Source organism: Arenibacter antarcticus, from assembly GCF_041320605.1.
GTDB lineage: Bacteria > Bacteroidota > Bacteroidia > Flavobacteriales > Flavobacteriaceae > Arenibacter > Arenibacter antarcticus.
The window spans coordinates 2,001,083-2,023,282 of the sequence record NZ_CP166679.1 but is presented as its reverse complement, the minus strand read 5'-3'; the positions used below and the strand labels follow the sequence as shown (position 1 = coordinate 2,023,282).

Here is a 22,200-nt window from a genome sequence, read left to right as displayed (position 1 = left end):
TAACCAATTAATAACCAGCAAAATTATTGTGTTTATGAATAGGACAGAAGTTCAGGTAAACTGGGGATAACTTTAGTTACTTTTACACTTTCCATTCATTTTTCAAAATAAAAACAGATTAAATGTCCGATAAAAAAGTAAGTATTCTTTCCGCTTTTAAAACTATTATTTGGCCAAGGCGCAAATTGGTTTTTATAGGGTTGCTATTAATCGTCATCAGTAGGGCTGCCAGTTTTGTCGCCCCTTTGTCTCTACAATATTTAATGGATGATATAATCCCTAACAAGGACTTAGAATTCTTAAAACTTCTATTACTTGTCGTAGGATTGTCCATCTTGGTCCAGGCCGTTACCTCATTTTTACTCACCAAAATACTTAGCGTTCAGGCTCAGTTCCTTATATCTGAACTGCGTGCCCAAGTACAAAAAAAGATTTTGACCCTTCCCATCCGATTTTTCGACAACACAAAATCCGGTGCTTTGGTCTCTAGGATCATGACCGATGTAGAAGGTGTTAGGAACCTAATTGGCACTGGATTAGTCCAATTAGTTGGCGGTACTATTACAGCAGTGGTCTCCTTGATTCTTTTGTTGCGAATAAGTCCCTCTATGACGGTTTTTACATTGATTCCCCTCATAATTTTTGCGCTGATCGCCCTAAAAGCTTTTAAGATCATCAGACCCATTTTCAGGAATAGGGGTAAAATAAATGCCGAGGTAACCGGAAGGCTTACGGAAACCTTGGGAGGCATAAGAGTCATAAAAGGATTTAACGCAGAGGAACAAGAAAACAAAATTTTTGAGGAAGGGGTAGATCGACTTTTTCAAAATGTAAAAAAGAGTCTGACGGCCACGGCCTTTATGACTAGCTCCGCCACTTTTTTATTGGGTATTGCCACTACCGGAATTATGGGAATAGGGGGTTATAAGATTATGATGGACCAGCTCACCATTGGAGAATTCCTAGAATTCACATTTTTATTGGCATTAATGGTAGCACCCATAGTTCAAATGAGCAATATTGGGAGTCAACTTACCGAAGCGCTCGCAGGATTGGACCGTACCGAAGAGCTGATGAATATGACCGCCGAGGCACAAGAAGAGGAAAGGACCCTCATTTTAGAAGATATAAAGGGCGATATAGCATTTAACGATGTTTCCTTTGCCTATGAAGAGGACAACGAGGTGCTTCACAATATAAGTTTCACTGTCAATTCTGGGCAGGTAGTGGCTCTTGTTGGAAGTTCCGGTTCAGGTAAATCTACCATTGCCGGATTGGCAGCTAGTTTCCTCAACCCCGTATCGGGAACCATAACGGTAGACAATAAAGATCTTTCCAAAGTAAACCTCAACAGCTTTCGAAAAAATCTTGGTGTGGTCTTACAGGACGAGTTTTTGTTTGAAGGCACTATTAGGGAAAATATTATGTTCCCTAGACCTAATTCAACCGAAACCGAATTACAGAAAGCCGTAAAAGCCGCCTATGTGGATGAATTTACAGATAGGTTTGAAAAAGGCCTAGATACCCTGATCGGGGAACGAGGCGTAAAACTATCAGGCGGACAAAGGCAACGTATTGCTATAGCTAGAGCCGTTTTGGCTAACCCCAAAGTATTGATCTTGGACGAGGCCACTTCCAATTTGGACACCGAAAGTGAAGCCTTAATCCAAAAAAGTTTAGCGACGCTTACCGAAGGAAGGACCACCTTTGTGATTGCCCACCGTTTAAGCACCATTAGGAAAGCCCACCAAATTCTGGTCATAGAAAATGGTAGGATTGCCGAAAGGGGAACACATGATGAACTGATCGCCAAGGAAGGTAGGTACTACAACCTATTTACCTATCAGGCAAGGATTTAATGTTTTAAGACTTTTACAGGATTATGGAGAGGATCGGAGTCATATGTTGGTTGTTATTTCTTTTAGCGATACAAAGTAAGGCCCAAGAAATATCGGCAGAGCACTATACTTCCATCCATAGGGCTTTGGTCCGAGGCGATAGCACCCAGAAAAACATTTCCCTTGTCTTTACTGGAGATCAATTTGCCGATGGCGGGTCCTACCTCCATCAACTTCTGAAGAAAGAAAAGATTTCCGCCTCCTTCTTTTTTACGGGTAATTTTTACCGAAATCCTAAATTTAATCGACTCATAAAAAAACTGGTCCGTAACGGACATTATCTAGGGGCACATTCTAATAAACACTTATTGTATTGCGATTGGACCCAGAGAGATAGCCTTTTGGTTACCCAAGAGGAATTTAGTGTAGACCTCCTAGAAAATTACTGGGAGATGGCTAAATATGGGATAGAAAGAAAGGATGCTCCTTATTTCCTCCCTCCTTATGAATGGTATAATAACACCATAGCCACATGGACCCAAGAACTAGGTTTCACCTTAGTCAATATGACCCACGGGACCTTGTCCCATGCAGATTACACTACCCCTAATCACAATAATTATCGTTCCAGTAAAATTATATTGGAAAGTATTATCGATTATGAAGAAAGAAACTGCAGGGGTTTAAATGGATTTCTATTGCTGGTGCACATTGGCACCGACCCTGCAAGGACCGATAAATTCTACCATTATTTACCCTCCTTAATCGCTCATTTAAAGAATAAAGGCTACCAATTCACCACTGTTACCCAACTTCTTCCACAACATTAACGAATGCTCCCCGGCAAGTGGTTTAGCCTAACAATGTTCTATTACAATCTCCTTATCCACCTCTAAAATCGACCTATACAACACTGCACTTTGCAATAGTAGATTATACATCCCAAAAACAATAGAAACAGGCGCAAGGGATCAAAACACAACCTTTAAAAAGGAGAGATGTTTAAATGCAAGCAGTATAATCCTTATATTTAAGTTCCATAAATTTATAACTTACCAACCATGAAAAGTGCCATCATTCTATTCCTAACCGTTATTTTAGGCCATTACTCCATGGCCAGCGATACTCCAAAAGGCCCCTTTATCCGGATCAATCAAATTGGATATATGTTAGAGGAACATAAAACGGCCGTTGTTTTCTCCCATTCCAAAGTAGCCGAAACTTTTGAACTGATCAATGTAACTACCCAAAAAGCGGAAATTACCCTAAGACCAAAAAAATCCAAAAAAGAGGGATGGGGTACATTCGACTATTATTATGAACTCGATTTTTCCAACTACATAACCAAGGGCACTTATTTTATTCAGGGTAAAAATTCTAAAAGTAGATCCAACTCCTTTTCCATTGGAAACGATGCCTACCATCAAAAGCCGGATATACTGCTAGAATTTATGAGACAACAACGTTGTGGTTACAATCCTTATTTTGATATGGTCTGTCACCAACGCGATGGTCGATCGGCCTATGGTCCTATGCCAGAGGGGACCTTTGTGGACGCCACTGGAGGATGGCACGACGCCGGGGATCAACTTAAGTACCTAATTACAGGAAGTTACGCCACTGCCCATATGCTGATGGCCTATGAATTGTTTCCGGACACCTTTGAAGATCGAGTAAACCACTTGGGACAGCCTATCCCCAATGGAATTGCCGATGTTTTGGACGAGGCGAAATGGGGATTGGACTGGATATTAAAACTACACCCAGGTCCCGACCAACTGATCCATCAAATTGCGGACGATCGCGACCATATTGGCTGGAAAATGCCCGATGAGGACACCTCCGATTACGGATGGGGACCCAACAGTTATAGGGTTGCCTATTTCGCTACGGGCACACCACAAGGCCTAAACAAATATCAAAGCGAAGCCACAGGCGTATCCAATTTGGCAGGGAGATCTGCTGCGGCTCTTGCCCTAGCATCCAGAATATGGAGAACGGAATTAAAAGATACCGTTTTTGCTACCATATGCCTAAATGCAGCAAAGACACTTTACCAATTAGGCCAAGAGAAAGAAGGGTTCCAGCAAGGAAATTCTTATGGCGCCCCCTATAGGTATTCAGAAAAATCATGGGCAGATGATATGGAATGGGGTGCAGCAGAACTTTACAAAAGCACCGGAAAAAAGGAGTATTTAGTAGAAGCCAAGGAATACGCGGTACAGGCCAACACCGTTTCCTGGACAGCAAAAGATTCTGTTGCTCATTATGAATTCTACCCCTTTATCAACTTAGGGCATTTTGCGCTATACGATCAGGTGGACGACAAATTTAAGGAGACCTTGGCGGGATATTACAAAACAGGATTGGAGGACAACGTAAAAAGAGCCTTAAAAAACCCTTATAATATTGGGGTCCCTTTTGTCTGGTGTTCCAATAATTTGCTTACCAGCATCATTACACAGGGAATTCTTTACGAAAGAATGACGGGCGACAAATCTTATAGTCAGTTTGTTGTAGCACAACGCGATTGGCTGTTTGGCAGAAACCCATGGGGCACCTCTATGTTCACCAAACTCCCGGAAAATGGGGAATATCCCTTGGATGTACACACTAGTACCTGGGCGCTGACCCAAAAAGAGATTCCTGGCGGACTGGTTGACGGACCAGTGTACGCTTCCATCTTTAATTCCTTAAAAGGCCTTCACCTCGCAAATCCTGATGAATTTAAAGCCTTTCAAAATACTTATGTAGTATACCATGATGATATTGGGGATTATTCTACCAACGAACCCACTATGGATGGGACCGCAGGATCTATCATCATGATGGCGCATTGGGCCAATATGACTAAAAAGGAATGAAAAGCATTATGAAATCTTAAAGCCTATTAGCTTTCCGGTGCCAGAGTAACTTCTAGACCCTCTAAATCTTCAGTCATTTGAATTTGACAGCCTAAACGGCTGTTATTCTTCACGTGAAATGCTTCCGCCAACATAGCGTCTTCATCATCGGACATTTCCGGAAGCGGATGGTCAGATTCCACATAACACTGGCAAGAGGCACACATGGCCATTCCTCCACATATCCCAATAGTGCCCTCAGGAGCAAGTTCGTAAGAACGTACGATCTCCATAAGGTTCATATTCATATCCGTTGGGGCATCAACTTCGTGCAATACTCCGTCCCTATCCTTAATTTTTATTTTTATATCGCTCATTATGTTGGTTAAAATGACAAAAGCTCACTACAAAGTCCCAAAATACAAAAAGGGCGAAACCAATCTGGATCTCTTTTATTTTTGAAGTGAATACCGTTGTAAATGCAGTTTTAGAAGTTTAGGTATTCGTTAAATATCTATTAAATTATGGTTTTTACCACCGCTTTGGGAGCTTCTTTCTTACTTCCGTCAAAACCGGAAACACCGCCTACAGTTGTATATTTCATAACGTATTTTTTATCTGGAAAAATACGCTGATAGGCACTTTGGCACATTAAGGTTGCCTCGTGAAAACCACATAGGATCAACTTTAATTTTCCAGGATAGGTATTTACATCTCCGATGGCGTATATGCCAGGTATATTGGTCTGATAATCAAAAGTATCCACTTTAATGGCATTTTTCTCGATTTCCAGTCCCCAATCTCCTATTGGACCTAATTTTGGGGAAAGCCCGAACAAGGGGATAAAATGGTCTACTTCGTGTATGATTTCCTCATCAATATCTCCCGATTTTTGAATCACAACCGCCTCTAGGGTGTCGGTTCCCTTTAATCCTACCACTTCTGCAGGGGTAATTAGTTTAATACGACCAAGGTTTTTAAGGGTCTGGACTTTCTCAACGGAATCCAAAGCTCCCCTAAATTCATTTCTCCTATGTACCAAGGTTACCTCCGAAGCCACATCGGCCAAAAAAATACTCCAATCCAAGGCAGAATCTCCTCCCCCTGAGATCAGGACTCTTTTATCGCGAAAAACCTCTGGGTCCTTTATAAAATAGGAAACGCCCTTATCCTCAAAAGCATTTAAATTGTTTATCAGGGGTTTTCTTGGCTCGAAGCTCCCCAAACCACCTGCTATGGCAATTACTGGTGCATTGTGCTTGGTCCCCTTATTAGTAGTAACTACAAAAGTCCCATCTTCCAATTTCTCTATGGTATTAGCGCGTTCCCCAAGGGTAAAACCTGGTTGAAACGGCTTAATCTGTTCCATTAAATTATTCACGAGATCTCCTGCCAATACTTCAGGAAACCCAGGAATATCATAAATGGGTTTTTTAGGATAAATCTCCGAACACTGTCCCCCTGCCTGCGGCAGAGCGTCTATAAGGTGGCACTTTAACTGTAATAGGCCTGCTTCAAAAACAGCAAAAAGGCCAGTAGGACCAGCACCAATTATTAGAATATCTGTTTTAATCATGAAAAAGTAAGCTTAAAATAGCCGTAAAGCTATAAAAGGAGATGGTATCAGTTTATGATAATAATCAGATATTCACTCCACATTAATCACTTCTAGTATCTGAGGCGCATATTTTTTTATGGTCATTTCTACACCGGTTTTAAGGGTCATTTGGTTTACTGTACAGCCCACACATGCCCCTTCCAATCTAACTTTTACAGAAGTATCGTTATCGATGGAAATAAGGGAAATATCCCCTCCATCACTTTGTAAAAAAGGTCGGATTTCATCCAGGGCCTTTTCTACATTATTCTTTAGTTCAATAGATGTCATAGTTACTTCTTTTTAACAGCCGAACAACCCGCCATTGTAGTTATTTTAATAGCTTCCGTAGGCGGTAAGCCCTTGTTCCTTCCTACTACTTCCCTAACCACATTTTTGGTGATTTCCTCAAATGCGCTCTCTATCGGTGTAGCAGTTTGCATTGCTGCTGGCCTTCCTAAATCCCCAGCTTCCCTAACACTCTGCACCAAAGGAATTTCTCCCAAGAATGGCACTTTTAGATCTTCTGCCAAATGCTTGGCACCTTCCTTACCAAAGATATAATATTTATTGTTTGGCAATTCATCAGGAGTGAAATAGGCCATATTTTCTATTATCCCCAAAACCGGAACGTTAATGGACTCTTGTTGGAACATGGCAACCCCTTTCCTAGCATCGGCCAAAGCCACCTCTTGGGGAGTGCTCACTACTACCACACCCGTGATGGGCAACGACTGCATTATACTCAAATGTATATCTCCTGTACCCGGAGGCAAATCGAGCAACATAAAGTCCAACTCTCCCCAATGGGCATCAAAAATCATTTGATTAAGGGCTTTCGCCGCCATTGGGCCTCGCCAAATTACCGCTTGGTTAGGTTGAGTAAAGAATCCTATAGAAAGGATTTTTACCCCATAATTCTCCACGGGTTTCATCTTAGATTTCCCGTCAATATTAACTGATAGGGGCTTTTCCAAAGCAACGTCGAACATGATAGGCATGGAAGGACCATATATATCAGCATCCAACAAACCTACCTTAAATCCCATTTTCGCCAAGGTAACCGCTAAGTTTGCTGTAATGGTAGATTTACCTACCCCTCCTTTACCAGATGCGACGGCAATAATATTTTTGATCCCGGGAATAGCCTTCCCTTTAATTTCGTTTACCTCGGCTTTGGCTTTGGCAGGGGTCTCAACCTTTACATTAACGGTTATTTTAGCCTTTTGGTAAACTTCGGAATGGATAATTTTTAAAATTTCCACCTCCGTTTTCTTTCGGGCCTGCAAGCTAGGGTTGGCAATAGTAATATCTACCACCACCTCATCACCAAACACCATTATATTTTTTAATGCACCACTTTCAACCATGTTTTGGCCCTCTCCTGGAACCGTGATATTCTCCAGTGCCTTCCTTATATCGTTCTTGTCTAATTTCATCCTAATACATTCTTATTCAGTTTTTATTAAAACTGATTCTAAATTACAAAGATAAGGTTTAGGACCGAGAATAAGAAGCATGGAATTAAAAAGTAACACCTATAAGAGGCCATTATTTTTATAGCGTAGAAAAGTAAATAAAAAATGGGGGGCGATAATCTCTATTGCAACTCCTTCCAGGGGTCCCAGAAGAATTTTTCAAACTCCACAATTTGATTGTCTACTATTATAATCCCCTCATTTTCCAGTAATTGCTGCATCAAATTAGTCCCATCAAAGTGATGTTTCCCAGTTAATAGACCCTTGCGGTTTACCACCCGATGTGCGGGGACATCCTCCATATTATGGGCGCTGTTCATAGCCCAACCTACCATCCGTGCACTCCTTGCCATACCTAAATATTTGGCAATGGCGCCGTAGGATGTCACGCGCCCATAGGGTATCTCCCGGACTACGACATACACTTTTTGGAAAAAGTTGGTGTTTTCGGGATTCATTAGGTATACAAAATCCGGATTAAAGTAATTACGAGTAAAAGCATCATTAAAACGCTTAGGATATAGTTGGAATTTTTTGAAAACCTGCCGGATTTTATTTCCAACTTGGTAAAATAAATAGTGTACAAATAAAGCACAGTAAAGGTTCCACAACCTGCGGCCAAAATAAAGGTGGCTATGTCCTTAAATTGAAATTTGATCCAACCAGAGGCATTCCACATTGCGTTAAGCCCACTGTAATAAGGGATGGCAAGTAAGTTTACGGCTGCTAATAACACCCCTTTAAAAAAACTGTTCCTCTTGCTTACCTTAACAATCTCTAGAGGGGCCTCCCCATTGATTTTTGCGGCTTTTAAAAAAAAATATATTGCAAAAAAGGCAAAGATGACCAGCGCTATCTTTAACAACAGATCTATTACCCCGGGATTATTAAATAAGTATTTAGAGATTAATACGGAAATATAGGCTTGGACCATGATCATGCATGCCACCCCCAAACTAAAAATTATTCCGTTAGTCTTCCCTTTTTCTACGCTGATCTTGGCAGCGTTCATATTTAACAATCCAGGAGGTACCGTAGCCATAAAGGCTGCAGAGAAGGTGGCAAAAAAAAGAACTATAATATGCTCCATGGACTAATATACTCTAAACTTGATATATGTAATGGGCTTTCCTTTTTCAAGATACTGCTTTTCATAGAATGTCTGAATTTCCAATACTTCCTTAGGACTTCCTTCGTTCTTGTACACATCGTGATTGGCATAGATAACTTCCAAACCGCTTCCATGTAAGAGTCCTAAAGTATAGCCATGCATAAACTCACTATCGGTCTTTAGGTTTACGGTACCTTCTTCTTTTAGTATCGTTTTATATTTTTCTAGAAACAGGGCATTGGTAAGCCTGTGTTTAGTTCGTTTGTATTTGATCTGCGGATCTGGAAAGGTAATCCAAATTTCGGAAACCTCATTTTCATCAAACAGCTCATCAATTAATTCTATCTGCGTTCTAATAAATGCGGTATTCTTAATGCCTTCGTCTATAGCAGTTTTAGCACCACGCCAAAATCGAGCTCCCTTAATATCGATCCCAATAAAGTTTTTATTCCCATTTTGCTGGGCCATACCGATGGTGTATTCACCCTTTCCACAGCCAAGCTCCAGGACTATAGGATTGTCATTCCCGAAAAATTTATTCCATTTTCCTTTATGTGGGAACCCTTCGTTTACAATTTCCTCCCTGGTAGGTTGTATTACGTTTCCAAAGGTCTCGTTCTCCTTAAATCTTTTAAGTTTGTTCTTGCTTCCCACAGATTTCAACTATTTAATAATTTGGCAAAGCTAAGGAAATCTAACTTGTTTCTCAGGGGTGTGCCATTACCATCTTAAAAATAGCTCCAAACAACTGTTTTAATAAGGATGTAAAGCGACCTACTACGGCAACGGGCATTACCAAAAATAGATTAAAACGCTGGAAACATGAGGGAAATCCGCGGAATTACAGTTCCAGATTACGCCTTCTTAATAATGGATTTTTCTAAGGTAAATGAAAATTCCGAGCCAATATCATGAACACTCTCCACATAAATCTTTTCGTCATGGGCCTCAATAATGTGTTTTACTATTGCTAAACCAAGCCCAGAACCACCTTCTGTACGGCTACCGCTTTTATCTACTCTATAAAAGCGTTCAAATATCCTTCCAAAATGTTGTTTAGAAATCCCCTCCCCGTTATCGGTTACCCTTACAATAACCTTATTTTTTATCAAGTTCTCCACACTTACCTCCGTGGTACCATTCCTTTGTCCGTATTTTATGGAATTCACTAAAAGGTTGGTAATTACCTGTTGTATCTTTTCTTTGTCTGCCCTAACAAAGATCGGCTTCTTGTATTCCATATCGAACGTCAGGATTATGTCTTTTTTCTCGGCTTTCATTTCCAAAAGTTCAAAAACATTTCGTACTAATTCCAAAATATCAAAATCCTCGAGATTCATTTTTTGGCCTTCTACCTCCAATTTCGTGATCAAATCCAAATCTTGGACAATATAAATAAGCCGCTCTACCCCTTTATTGGCACGTTGTAAATATCTTTTTCGCAACTCCTTGTCATCCATAGCGCCGTCTAGCAGCGTTAGGATATATCCCTGCACCGTAAAGAGTGGGGTTTTTAATTCGTGAGAAACGTTGCCCAAAAAGTCTTTCCTGTACTCTTCCCTTATTTTCAGGGTGTCGATTTCGATTTTCTTGTCCTTTGCAAATTTTTCTATTTCGTTAGTCAACGTCCGCATATCAGTAGTCACGGTCCTAGAAGCCAGGGAAGTGGATTGAAGGAGGGTAACATCCTTATATATTTTTTCTATCCTTCTATAAATAAATTTCTCTACCCTAACTTGAAGAATAACAAAAGAAATGACACTAGCGGCAATTGTAAATCCAACTAATTGCCACCAATCCTCTTTTCCCGTAAGGAGCTGTATTACCCAAAGTAACAGGGATAATACTACCGAAATCAGTAATCCAGAACGCAGTGCAAATCGATATGATTTTTTTATGATGGTCGCCATTACAATACAAACTTATACCCTACTCCCTTTACGGTTTTAAAATGATCGTCTCCAAGTTTTTCACGTAATTTCCGAATATGAACATCTATAGTCCTACCTCCAACAACCACTTCGTTTCCCCAAACCCTATCCAATATCACGTCCCTCTTAAAAACCTTATTGGGCTTGGAAGTCAAAAGCGCCAATAGCTCAAATTCTTTTCTGGGTAGAATTATCTCTTCCCCTAGATTAATAATTTTATATTCCTCTCTATTGATAGTGATATCACCTACATTAACGATGTCCGCTTCCTCAATCCCATCATTCTTTAGTCTTCTCAGCAAAGCTTTTACCTTGCTCACCAAAACCTTGGGTCTTATGGGTTTGGTGATATAATCGTCCGCTCCGGCATCAAACCCGGCCATCTGGGAATAGTCTTCTCCTCTGGCGGTAAGAAAGGTAATTATAGTATTTTCCAAACCGGCAGTTTTACGAAGAATTTCGCAGGCTTCGATCCCGTCCATTTCTGGCATCATTACATCTAAAATGATTAAATGCGGCTTTTTTTTCTTTGCCTTGGCGACGCCCTCAACGCCATTTTTTGCAGTAAAGACATCATATCCCTCAGCAGATAAATTATAACTCACAATTTCTAGAATGTCGGGCTCATCATCCACTAGGAGTATTTTAATATCTTTCTTTTTCATCTATTTCTTTTGCTTTTTTTACGATTTTCTATTCCTGGGAACAGTTTGCAAACTTTCTTTTAATTGGTAAGGGACATCCCTATTTACATCACTTAATGCTCTTGATTTACCATTTCAAAAGTAAAGATAATACTATTACCCCTAACCAATTAACGATCATTTCATATAGTAACAATATGGTAACCTTTAGCCAACAAATGGTTAATATCGGGCTAACCCCAGCTTTACAATTGAGTGATTTATTTGCAGTGTTTTATAAATCGAACTAAACATTAAAAAAATGAATCTTAGAAAAACACTTCAATCCAAACAACTGCAATTCGCTGCAATAGCATTCCTTAGTATTTTACTCACCTCTTGCAGTAACGATGACGAGCCACCAGTTTCCGATGCAATTGCCACTTGTAATGACGGCATTCGCAACCAAGGGGAAAAGGGAATAGATTGCGGCGGACCCAATTGCCAGCCTTGTATAGATGACATAGCCACTTGCAATGACGGCATTCAGAACGGGGATGAAACCGGAATAGATATAGGAGGCGCCTGTGCCGAAATAATTACCATCTCGGGAGAAATAAGTTCAGACACCAAATGGACGGCCAACAATATATATCATTTGGCGGGGAAAGTGGTAGTGGGGGTAGGAAAGACCCTTACCATAGAACCGGGTACCATTATAAAAGGAAAGTCTGGTAGCGGATCCCTAGCTTCTGCACTAATTGTACAGAGAGGCGCTACCATTATGGCCAAGGGAACTGCAGGAAATCCCATTATTTTTACTGCGGAAGCCGATAATATTGGTGTAGGCCAAAAAGCCGGAACCAACTTGGACGAATCCCAAAGGGGGCTTTGGGGCGGACTTATCATTCTAGGAAGGGCAAGTGGATCCTTTAAAGGAGATGTGTCTGAAGTACAGATAGAAGGAATTCCTGCAGATGACACCTATGGACTATACGGTCCAGGGGATGCACTAAACGATGAGGATAATTCCGGGGTTTTACAGTATATCTCCATTAGACATGGGGGCGCATTGATAGGGGAAGGAAATGAAATAAACGGACTTACCCTAGGCTCTGTAGGAAGTGGCACTAAAATAGACCATATTGAAATTGTGGCCAATGTAGACGACGGGATCGAGTTTTTTGGGGGTACCGTAAACGCGACCAATCTTTTGGTATGGGCACAGGGAGATGACGCTTTGGACATAGATCAGGCTTATTCTGGCACCATAGACAATGCAGTAGTCATATTAGAGGAGTCTTCAGATCACGCCTTTGAAATTGATGGGCCCGAGGGATCCCTTGAAGGCTCTTTTACCTTAAAAAATGCTACTATTATTGGTAGTGCTACAGCCGCAGACGGGGAATATGCAGATTACCGCAGCAACGCCATGGGGACTACCTCCAATATTTATGCCTATGGATTTCCAGAGGGCAAGGATGTGGAATTGGACGCTAACGATGTGGCCCAAAACTTTTTAGACGGCAAATTGGTTTTTGAAGCCTGGGAAGTGGTAGGTTTTGATAACTCTATATTTTCGGAAAAAGTAAAAAAAGATGCCACCGGAAACGACGTACAGTCTAAAATAATCCTAGCCCCCTCCTTTACGGAAAGAGCGGCAGCTTGGACTACTCAAGTGGAAAAAGACGCACAAACCGTTGGAGCGGACACCTCCGTTTTTTCATGGACCTTTTACGCTATGAGCCAAGGAGCCTCTGCTTTCTAAGACAAAATAATTTTCTCACCAATTTATCATTTGCCCGCCAACACCTAATTGCGGGCAATTGGTCCTTTTATAGTTAACGAACTTTTTATATGAAATATCAACTTAGACTCTCCATTTTTATATTCTTCCTATTTCAGCTCCTATATCCCCAAGGCGGGGAGGTAATTGGCTCCCTAATAGATGCCGACTTTCAGGATCCCGTCCCATTTGCCAACATCATTGTTAAGGGAACATCAGTAGGGACTACCACAGATTACGATGGAAATTATAAGCTTGAGTTGGAAGAAGGCACCTACTCCCTCGCGTTTTCCTTCATCGGCTATAAAACAGTAGAAGTTACAGACATTGTGGTTTCCCAGAAAGAGTCTATTAAGTTAGACGTCACCATGGAAACTTCTGCCGAGGGGCTGGAAGAGGTTGTGGTATCGGTAAGTATTAAAAAAAACACCGAAAAGTCAGTTTTGGGCATTCAAAAAAGGGCGGTGAACCTGTTGGACGGACTCTCTGCGGAGACCTTCAAAAAAATGGGGGCCAACGATGTGGCAAGTGCCATTAAAAGCGTCCCGGGAGTATCTGTACAAGGCGGGAAATATGTATATGTTAGGGGACTCGGGGATCGGTATACCAAATCTATTTTGAACGGGGTAGATATACCTGGTCTTGATCCGGACAGAAATACCATCCAATTGGATATTTTTCCCACCAATATCATAGACAATATCCTGGTACTTAAATCGGCCTCCGCAGATCTACCCTCAGATTTCACGGGAGGAATCGTCAATATTATGACCAAGGACTATCCCAATAAAAAAGAACACAGCTTCTCTTTAAGCGGCAGTTATAATCCTGAAATGCACTTTAATGAGAATTATTTGGATTACAAAGGAAGCTCCACTGATTTTCTGGGGTTTGATAATGGAACCCGAAGCGTTCCTATTAATCGCAATCAATATATCCCCAACACTTTTGAATACAGTCCTTTATTAACAGCCATCACCAAAAAGTTTAATCCAACACTGTCTGCAATGAGGGAAAAAAGCGGAATGGATTACAGTTTGGGTTTTACCACTGGAAATCAATATCAGGTAGGAGAGGGCGTAAATAGAATCGGATTTTTTGGCTCCATTTCCTATAAAAATAAAACCACTTTCTACGAGGGTGCGGAAAATAATTTTTATAGAAAAAATGCAGACACCTCCATATACGAGTTGGAAACGGATAGGACCCAAAAAGGAGATTTGGGCAAGCACAATATATTACTGAGTGGACTTTTTGGCACTTCTTTTAAAACAGAAAGATCTAACTACAAGCTTAATATGCTTCATATACAAAATGGGGAGTCTACTGCTGGATATTTCCAACAAAGTTTGAATTTTTCAGATTATATAAATTTCTCAAAAGACAACTTGGAATATACACAGCGCGCTATATCCAACCTACAACTAACAGGCACACATAATAGCACGGACGCCAGTTGGACAACGGATTGGACGCTAAGCCCCACTCTTTCCAGAATTCAGGACAAGGATATTAGAACAACCTCTTTTCGGGTAGAGGATGGTGTGTATAGCATCCCACAAAACAATCAGCCCAAACGGATATGGAGAGATTTAGAAGAGGTGAATGCGGTAGCGAAATTGGACCTCACTAAGAAATACCAGTTTTTCAACAAAGATGCCAAGTTAAAATTTGGAGCATATGGTGCCTATAAAGATCGAGATTTCGGCATATTAAACTTTGAATTGGAAAACAATGCCCAAACCACCAAATTTAACGGCATAGCAGATCATATTTTATTGGATGAAAACCTATGGACCGTCAATACTAATTCTGGCACCTATATAGATCCAGACATCTCCATTTCCGAGCCTGCTAATACTTACCAAGCCAAGCAGGAGAATATTGCCGGTTATATATCCAATGAGTTTAAGGTAGGTCAAAAACTACGGACCATCCTAGGGCTTAGGGTAGAGAAATTTGTATCGAGATACACTGGAGAAGACAACAAGGACATTAACGATCCACAAAAAGTAATTTACAACAACGAACCAATCATAGATAAATTAGATTTTTTTCCAACCGCCAATTTAATCTATGAATTAAACGAAAATATCAATCTAAGGGGCTCCTATTCCCGGACCACCGCAAGACCATCCTTTAAGGAGGCATCCATTGCCAAGATATTTGATCCCTTGTCCAACAATACCTTTATCGGGAATATTGAGTTAGAACCCACCTATATCAATAATTTTGATTTTAGGATGGAATGGTTTGGGGAAAGTGCCGAAATGATCGCATTGAGTAGTTTTTACAAAAGATTTACAGACCCAATAGAACTCACTTATTTTAAATCTTCCTCCGATAATTTTACGCCCAAAAACCTAGGCGATGCGGAGGTGATAGGGCTGGAATTTGAATTGCGAAAAAACTTAGGTTTTATAGCCCCGATGCTAACCAACTTCAGTCTTAACCTCAATACCTCTTTAATAAAATCGACCCAAGTATATGGAGAAAGTGAACGCAATCTTAGAGAATTGGGATTAAGGGAGGGAGAAAGTCTGGGGAATAACAGGGAACTTCAGGGGCAATCGCCATTCTTAATCAACACCGGATTAAATTATGAGGGAATCCATAATGGCGTACATATAGGCCTTAATTACAATGTACAAGGAAAAACGCTTCAAGTGGTGGGCAACGGTTTTGTCCCGGACGTGTACTCTATGCCCTTTAACCATTTAAATTTCAATTTCGCTAAAAATTTTGGGATCAATAAGGAGCAAACTATAAGTTTTAAGATAGAAAACTTGTTGGATAAGGCAATCGTAAGCGAATATGAGTCCTATAGGGCGGAAAACAAAACCTTCTCAAAAAGAAATCCAGGTAGGGCTTTTTCTTTGGGATATAGCATAAAATTCTAATTTGAACAATACTAGTTTTTTCATTAAATGATACATGATTTTAGTCACGTTTCTGCTCTAAATTTCAAATTATTTTCATTTAGAGCAGAAGATTTGACTAAAGCCAATAACACAACCGACTAACCACCACGGGCTAAAGCCCGTGGTTATTTAAATTGGGGTTATATGCTAAAATGAACCCAGTCACAGGAAAACCAAATCCAGTACTATAAGAAGATACTAAAAAGGTGGTATCAATTTCCAATAACATCATGAATATTCTTCAGTTTATTGGCGTACTTCCATTGCATTTCATCGATTTTAATTGCATAACATTGAGGACTACCAACGCTCTGTCCTGAATTTTATTACATTTGTGTAAAATAAATTGTAGTTTAGTCTAAATGAAGCAACTCTACTTAATTGTCACATTCTTATTCCTTTCGTTTTCCTATGGACAAGATTCCAAAGGGAACAGTGGGGATATAGATGGCTTCAAATTATATCCCAACCCTGCTACCGATGGAAGGGTATATATTAGCACAACCCTAAACGCCCCCAAAAAGGTACTTATATTTGATATATTTGGCTCCTTGGTTCTACAAACTACCATTATTGGAAAAGAATTGAATTTAGAAAATCTAGATTCGGGCGTGTATATGCTAAGGGTCACTGAACATAACAAAGTAGTCGCCAGAAAACTGGTAATCAAATAGATTCTCAAAATAATCCACCCACTACAATCGCCCTTAACCACCTCATTTTTAGTCGATAAACAACACTAATCGATTACAATATCATTCTTTACCTACAAATTCGGTCAGTTTACAACAAAATAGTTTTGTCAGATAGGTCTTTTCCTATATTTAAAATGTTGATCCCAAATCAATATTGACTATGAAACTATTTTACACCTTACTGTTCGTTGTATTTTCCTTGGCCCTAAACGCTCAAGAATTAGCCCAACTCTCCGACAATAAAGAGTTGGCCATGACAAACTTTAAGTTATACCCCAACCCCACCTTTGATGGCGCAGTACACATAACAACAAAAGACAATGCAATAAAAAATATTGTTGTTTACGATATTTTTGGAGGGATTGTGCTTCAGGATAAGATAAGCAGCACCTTGTTAAATGTCTCAAAACTAACTCCGGGAATTTATGCGCTTCAAGTTACCGAAAACCAAAAAGTAATGACTAGAAAATTGGTGATCAAATAACATTATCAACTACCGCGACGCTATTCCACAATATTAAACCAGTTGAAACCGCTACATTCCTAGAAAATAGGAACACCTCCTACCTAATTTATTGAAGCATCATATTAAACCCATTTATCTTCAATAATATTTAATTTTGACTCGTAGCCACTGCATATATTATTACTTTTGTAGCTGTGAATTGGAACAAGCCCTATACAAATATATTTAGCATTGATAGTGATAAAGAGTTTAATGCCTTAGCGTTAGAAACTTTTGGGTCACAATATCATCACAATCCGTTATATCGCGAATTTTGCCAGCATTTGGGAAGGAACGAATCCAATGTTAAACGCATAGAAGACATCCCTTTTCTTCCTATTTCCTTTTTTAAATCTCATAAAGTAATCTGTGGCACATTTCAGCCTGAGATTATTTTCACGAGTAGTGGCACAACGGGCAGTGAGGTTAGCCAGCACTTTGTAAAGGATATTTCCATATACGAACAAAGTTACCTAACCGCATTTGAAAAATTTTATGGCGCCATAAACGACCATTGCATCTTGGCCTTACTCCCTTCCTATTTAGAACGCGAAGGATCTTCTTTAATTTATATGGCCGATGACCTGATAATAAAGAGCAAGCATCCCGATAGTGGTTTTTACTTGGATGACTTGGAACATCTACAAAGGACGCTACTAAAATTGGAGAAAAGCAATACCAAAATACTACTCTTAGGGGTTTCCTTTGCCCTGTTAGACATGGCGGAAAAATATAATTTACAGCTAAAAAATACGGTAATCATGGAAACCGGCGGAATGAAAGGCCGGAAAAAGGAAATGATTCGAGAAGAACTACACCAGGTGTTAAAAACCGGATTTGGGGTGCCCCATATTCACTCAGAATACGGGATGACAGAACTGTTATCCCAAGCGTATTCCCATGGAAACGGCATTTTTTATTCTCCAAAATGGATGAAAGTATTAACTAGGGAAACGGAGGACCCCTTATCTATACAAGAACCTGGAAAATCTGGGGGAATAAATATTATTGACCTTGCCAATGTACATTCTTGTGCGTTTATAGCCACCCAGGACCTTGGCAAAGTACATCCAGATGGAAGTTTTGAGATATTGGGACGTTTTGATCATTCGGACGTCCGAGGCTGTAATTTAATGGTCCTATAGCCCTAGGATCTTGGCATCCACAAAGAATACAGATACTATCTCTATCTCATAATCCGAGGATAGAAATTCGTCCATAACTGTTTTAAGCCGCAAAGAATAGCTGTCTTTTTTAATATATTCCTTTAAGTCTTCCACGGAAGTTTCCAATTCCAATAGTCCACCTGCAGTTTCGGATACCTCTTCATTCCAGGCAATACGAATTTCGGGAAGATCCTCCGCTGACATATACACGGTAATGGATTCTAAAAAACTAAAATCCTCCCCCTCCGGAGAGATTATGTTTAGACTAAGGTGCCTCAATATAATTTCTTCTATAAGATCCTTTCTTGTGTCGTTTACAGCAAACTCGGAAGTAGCATTCGTTTCCTTTTCCGGGGAATAAATATCAAAGGGCAAATCTATACCTGTAGTGGAGGGTATAACCACACGCTGCTTATAATCCATCTCAAATTTGGTGAGTTCATCCAACTTATCACAAGCACTAAATCGAGCTATAACGGCAAAAATCATCAAATATTTCTTCATAAAATCTATAATTCTAGTACCCTAACGGAAAAACGACTACTATATTTTGCCTCAGCTCGTCCCCTTGCCTCTGGAGCCAAAACCATAAAAACATTTCTATCCACCCCCAAAGGAGTGATAAAACAACAATCCCTGAGGCAGAGCCATCAGGGATTGTTTAAATTTAAACTCAAATGAATGCGACCTATTGCACTACAAGAACAAAATAATTCTTTTTCCCACGTTGTAACAGTACAAACTTATTATTGATCAGGTCTACAGTAGTTATGGTATAATCTTCCTTTACTTTTTCTTGGTTCACGGAAATCGAATTTTGTTTTAATTCCCGTCTAGCCTCTCCATTAGATCCCAAAAAGTTTGTTTTAGCAGCTAGGGCTCCGATCATATCAAGACCATTTTCAATATCTTCCCTAGCAACCTCAGCTTGTGGTACGCCTTCAAAAACATCCAAAAATATTTTTTCGTTCAATTTCTTAAGATCTTCGGAAGTCGATTTCCCAAAAAGAATATTACTAGCCTGTATGGCATTGTCCAAATCGTCTTGGGAATGCACCATTACGGTAATTTCATCTGCCAATCGCCTCTGTAACACCCTTAGATGTGGTGCTTCCTTATGAGTATTTACCAAATCGATTATTTCATCCTTGCTTAAAAAGGTGAATATTTTGATATATTTTTCAGCGTCCTCATCCGAAGTATTCAACCAATACTGGTAGAATTTATAGGGTGATGTCCTTTCGGAATCCAACCAAATATTACCACCCTCAGATTTTCCAAATTTGGTGCCATCGGCCTTTGTGATCAAAGGGCAAGTAAGGGCGTACCCTTTACCGCCGTCGATCCTACGAACAAGTTCGGCACCAGTGGTAATATTCCCCCATTGATCACTACCTCCCATTTGAAGTGTGCAATTATGGGTTCTATATAGGTGTAGAAAATCGTATCCCTGCACCAATTGATAAGTGAATTCGGTAAAGGATAATCCTTCACTTGCCTCAGCCGTCAATCTTTTTTTAACTGAATCCTTGGCCATCATATAATTCACGGTAATATGCTTACCTACATCACGGATAAATTCTAAAAAGGAAAAATCCTTCATCCAGTCGTAATTATTAACCAAGATCGCACTATTATCCTTACCACTATTAAAGTCTAAGAAGCGAGCAAGTTGGCCTTTTATCCCTGCTTGGTTATGTGCCAAAGTAGCTTCATCTAGCAAATTACGTTCTGAAGATTTCCCGGAAGGATCACCGATCATCCCTGTGGCTCCACCAATCAGAGCATAGGGTTTATGTCCTGCCAATTGAAAATGCCGCAGCATCATCACCCCTACCAAGTGCCCGATATGAAGTGAATCTGCTGTAGGGTCTATTCCTACATAGGCAGACTGCATACCACTTAATAAATGTTCCTCTGTTCCGGGCATCACGTCGTGCAACATACCCCTCCATCTTAGTTCTTCTACAAAATTTGAAGTCATGCTTAAAATTTACTTTTCTATAATAGCGGCAAAGATAAAGCAAATAGCTTGCTTTCTTCTTGCTAAAAACAGAATAAAATAATCTAAGGACCACCATTTCATGTGGCGAACAAGAAGACAGTTGATCCATTTCCTTGTAATTTTAGACAATACAACCAAAATTTTAAAATCGCGGCTCCATGAGGAGACCAAAAAAATAGCTTCTAACCCTCCATTTTGTACCTGCTGGTATAGGCTGGGGGATAAATATTGAAACCCAGTTTTAAGCATCAATGAATTTTAGATTTATCCGTGTAAATGAGTAAATTTGGGCCATGATTTTAGTCACAGGAGGTACGGGTTTGGTGGGAGCACATCTTCTCTTGCACTTATTGCAATTGGGCAAGGAAGTAAAAGCCACGTATAGAACAACCAGCAATTTAAAGGAAGTAGAGAAAGTTTTTAGCTACTATAGTGAGGCATCTAACTCCTTATTTAAAAAAATTAATTGGGTAGAGGCTGATCTTAACGATATTCCTGCTTTGGAAATAGCGTTTCAAAACGTTACCCAAGTATACCATTGTGCCGCCCTAATTTCATTTAATCCCAGCGACTATGAACTACTGAGGACCGTTAATGTAGAAGGAACCAAAAACATTGTAAATCTTTGTATAGCGCACCAAATAAAAAAATTGTGCTATGTAAGCTCCATAGCAGCTATAGGGAGAACGCTAGACGAGCAGGCCGCCACAGAGGAAACGGATTGGACCACTCACCACGCCAATGTATACGCGCTGTCCAAAATGGATGCCGAACTTGAGGTCTGGCGTGGGTCACAGGAAAATCTGCCGGTGGTAATCGTTAATCCAGGGGTTATTATAGGACCTGGCTTTTGGGATACTGGTACCGGACTCCTTTTTCAAAACGCTTATAAAGCAAGAAAATTCTATCCTCCAGGAGGCACTGCCTTTGTTGCAGTGCAGGATGTGGTTTCCTTAATGACCCAATTGATGGATGCTGCCGTTAAGAACGAAAAATTCATTGCCGTTGCGGAAAATCTAAGTTATAAGGAAATTTTAGATCGGCTAACCAAGGCCTTTAACAGATCAGGCCCTAAAATTCAGCTTAAATTTTGGCAATTGGAACTATTTTGGAGATTGGATTGGTTGGCAGTCCTGTTGACTAACCGAGACCGGAGGCTCACCAAAAATTCGGTTCGTTCCTTACGAAAAACACAGCGGTTCAATAACAGTAAATCCAAAGAGTTCCTAGGGCGTTCCTATGAATCTTTGGAGAATATCATTACCCTTTCCTGCGCCAAGTTTATAGAAGAGAATCCTTAGACTTTATTGATTTTGCCTTTAGTAATTCCTTGGCTTTTTCTGCTGCTTTCTCGGTAGCTTCTTCCTGTTTGGCTTTCAGGAACTCCTCTTCACTTTCCAATTTCACCTTCACTTCGGTATATATAGTCTCATAAACCGTTGGTAGGGATGCATAAAAAGCATCGCTAGTTACCAATTGAAGACTATCAATAGCATATTTTTTATAGATATAACCCATGGGCTCTATCTCGTATTCATTTAAAATATTTTGATTGATGGATCGGCCGGCATTCAACAAAGAGATATCGTACAGAATAGAAACCATCTCCTCCTGTGGAATAAGGTTGTTTGGCTTTTTCACCACTTCCTCATTGCAGGCTACTAAGAATAAAAGAAATAGGGCTAGCAGGTATTTTACCAT

21 protein-coding genes are annotated in these 22,200 nt (G+C 40.1%); 9 read left to right on the top strand and 12 right to left on the bottom strand.

What is annotated here, in order from left to right; translation table 11 throughout:
• Positions 1-122: 122 nt before the first annotated feature.
• The 3 genes from KCTC52924_RS08310 to KCTC52924_RS08300 all read left to right on the top strand — a co-directional run bounded on the left by KCTC52924_RS08310 (position 123) and on the right by KCTC52924_RS08300 (position 4,702).
• Entirely contained in the window at positions 123-1,859 is a 1,737-nt protein-coding gene (locus KCTC52924_RS08310; protein ID WP_251806262.1) for an ABC transporter ATP-binding protein, read from the top strand.
• 23 nt (positions 1,860-1,882) lie between these two features.
• Positions 1,883-2,668: a polysaccharide deacetylase family protein gene (locus KCTC52924_RS08305; RefSeq protein WP_251806261.1), complete on the top strand. Its 786-nt coding sequence runs from the start codon at positions 1,883-1,885 to the stop codon at positions 2,666-2,668.
• A 231-nt stretch (positions 2,669-2,899) separates the two neighbouring features.
• Positions 2,900-4,702, top strand: coding sequence for a glycoside hydrolase family 9 protein (locus KCTC52924_RS08300; RefSeq protein ID WP_251806260.1), 1,803 nt, complete (start codon positions 2,900-2,902; stop codon positions 4,700-4,702).
• Positions 4,703-4,728: 26 nt separating this feature from the next.
• On the opposite strand, the gene KCTC52924_RS08295 is transcribed toward KCTC52924_RS08300, so the two are convergent.
• The 9 genes from KCTC52924_RS08295 to KCTC52924_RS08255 all read right to left on the bottom strand — a co-directional run bounded on the left by KCTC52924_RS08295 (position 4,729) and on the right by KCTC52924_RS08255 (position 11,463).
• A complete protein-coding gene (locus KCTC52924_RS08295; RefSeq protein WP_251806259.1) occupies positions 4,729-5,058 on the bottom strand; it encodes a 2Fe-2S iron-sulfur cluster-binding protein in 330 nt (109 codons plus the stop codon).
• Between the two features lie 140 nt (positions 5,059-5,198).
• Positions 5,199-6,257, bottom strand: coding sequence for an NAD(P)/FAD-dependent oxidoreductase (locus KCTC52924_RS08290; RefSeq protein WP_251806258.1), 1,059 nt, complete (start codon positions 6,255-6,257; stop codon positions 5,199-5,201).
• A 72-nt stretch (positions 6,258-6,329) separates the two neighbouring features.
• Positions 6,330-6,569 (bottom strand): NifU family protein, encoded by a 240-nt coding sequence (locus tag KCTC52924_RS08285; protein ID WP_251806257.1) that lies wholly within the window; start codon positions 6,567-6,569, stop codon positions 6,330-6,332.
• A gap of 2 nt (positions 6,570-6,571) precedes the next feature.
• Positions 6,572-7,717: an Mrp/NBP35 family ATP-binding protein gene (locus KCTC52924_RS08280; protein ID WP_251806256.1), complete on the bottom strand. Its 1,146-nt coding sequence runs from the start codon at positions 7,715-7,717 to the stop codon at positions 6,572-6,574.
• A 161-nt stretch (positions 7,718-7,878) separates the two neighbouring features.
• Positions 7,879-8,214, bottom strand: coding sequence for an MGMT family protein (locus tag KCTC52924_RS08275; RefSeq protein WP_251806255.1), 336 nt, complete (start codon positions 8,212-8,214; stop codon positions 7,879-7,881).
• Positions 8,214-8,846, bottom strand: a complete 633-nt coding sequence (locus KCTC52924_RS08270; RefSeq protein ID WP_251806254.1) for a LysE family transporter — start codon at positions 8,844-8,846, stop codon at positions 8,214-8,216. The genes KCTC52924_RS08275 and KCTC52924_RS08270 overlap by 1 nt, the downstream gene beginning before the upstream one ends.
• A 3-nt stretch (positions 8,847-8,849) precedes the next feature.
• The gene (gene trmB / locus KCTC52924_RS08265) at positions 8,850-9,521 is read right to left on the bottom strand and encodes a tRNA (guanosine(46)-N7)-methyltransferase TrmB (protein WP_251806253.1); all 672 of its coding nucleotides are present in this window, start codon (positions 9,519-9,521) and stop codon (positions 8,850-8,852) included.
• Between the two features lie 200 nt (positions 9,522-9,721).
• Positions 9,722-10,777, bottom strand: coding sequence for a cell wall metabolism sensor histidine kinase WalK (locus tag KCTC52924_RS08260; protein WP_251806252.1), 1,056 nt, complete (start codon positions 10,775-10,777; stop codon positions 9,722-9,724).
• Complete coding sequence (locus KCTC52924_RS08255) at positions 10,777-11,463, bottom strand: response regulator transcription factor (protein ID WP_251806251.1); 687 nt, start codon at positions 11,461-11,463, stop codon at positions 10,777-10,779. Before KCTC52924_RS08255 ends, KCTC52924_RS08260 begins: the two co-directional genes overlap by 1 nt.
• Positions 11,464-11,743: 280 nt before the next feature.
• On the opposite strand from KCTC52924_RS08255, the gene KCTC52924_RS08250 reads away from it, so the two are divergent.
• The 5 genes from KCTC52924_RS08250 to KCTC52924_RS08230 all read left to right on the top strand — a co-directional run bounded on the left by KCTC52924_RS08250 (position 11,744) and on the right by KCTC52924_RS08230 (position 18,473).
• Complete coding sequence (locus tag KCTC52924_RS08250; RefSeq protein ID WP_251806250.1) at positions 11,744-13,189, top strand: hypothetical protein; 1,446 nt, start codon at positions 11,744-11,746, stop codon at positions 13,187-13,189.
• Between the two features lie 89 nt (positions 13,190-13,278).
• Positions 13,279-16,107: a TonB-dependent receptor gene (locus tag KCTC52924_RS08245; RefSeq protein ID WP_251806249.1), complete on the top strand. Its 2,829-nt coding sequence runs from the start codon at positions 13,279-13,281 to the stop codon at positions 16,105-16,107.
• Between the two features lie 383 nt (positions 16,108-16,490).
• A complete protein-coding gene (locus tag KCTC52924_RS08240; protein ID WP_251806248.1) occupies positions 16,491-16,802 on the top strand; it encodes a T9SS type A sorting domain-containing protein in 312 nt (103 codons plus the stop codon).
• 181 nt (positions 16,803-16,983) lie between these two features.
• Complete coding sequence (locus KCTC52924_RS08235) at positions 16,984-17,307, top strand: T9SS type A sorting domain-containing protein (RefSeq protein ID WP_251806247.1); 324 nt, start codon at positions 16,984-16,986, stop codon at positions 17,305-17,307.
• 176 nt (positions 17,308-17,483) lie between these two features.
• Complete coding sequence (locus KCTC52924_RS08230) at positions 17,484-18,473, top strand: acyl transferase (RefSeq protein ID WP_251806246.1); 990 nt, start codon at positions 17,484-17,486, stop codon at positions 18,471-18,473.
• Here the strand turns inward: KCTC52924_RS08230 and KCTC52924_RS08225 are convergent.
• Together KCTC52924_RS08225 and tyrS are read right to left on the bottom strand one after the other, a co-directional pair.
• Complete coding sequence (locus KCTC52924_RS08225; RefSeq protein ID WP_251806245.1) at positions 18,468-18,998, bottom strand: hypothetical protein; 531 nt, start codon at positions 18,996-18,998, stop codon at positions 18,468-18,470. The two genes, KCTC52924_RS08230 and KCTC52924_RS08225, sit on opposite strands and share 6 nt — an antisense overlap.
• 184 nt (positions 18,999-19,182) lie before the next feature.
• Positions 19,183-20,478, bottom strand: a complete 1,296-nt coding sequence (gene tyrS, locus KCTC52924_RS08220; protein ID WP_251806244.1) for a tyrosine--tRNA ligase — start codon at positions 20,476-20,478, stop codon at positions 19,183-19,185.
• A gap of 314 nt (positions 20,479-20,792) precedes the next feature.
• On the opposite strand from tyrS, the gene KCTC52924_RS08215 reads away from it, so the two are divergent.
• Positions 20,793-21,800 carry an NAD-dependent epimerase/dehydratase family protein gene (locus KCTC52924_RS08215; protein ID WP_251806243.1) on the top strand — a complete coding sequence of 336 codons (1,008 nt, stop codon included), beginning with the start codon at positions 20,793-20,795 and terminating at the stop codon, positions 21,798-21,800.
• Here the strand turns inward: KCTC52924_RS08215 and KCTC52924_RS08210 are convergent.
• Positions 21,781-22,200: a DUF4296 domain-containing protein gene (locus KCTC52924_RS08210; protein WP_251806242.1), complete on the bottom strand. Its 420-nt coding sequence runs from the start codon at positions 22,198-22,200 to the stop codon at positions 21,781-21,783. The genes KCTC52924_RS08215 and KCTC52924_RS08210 overlap by 20 nt on opposite strands.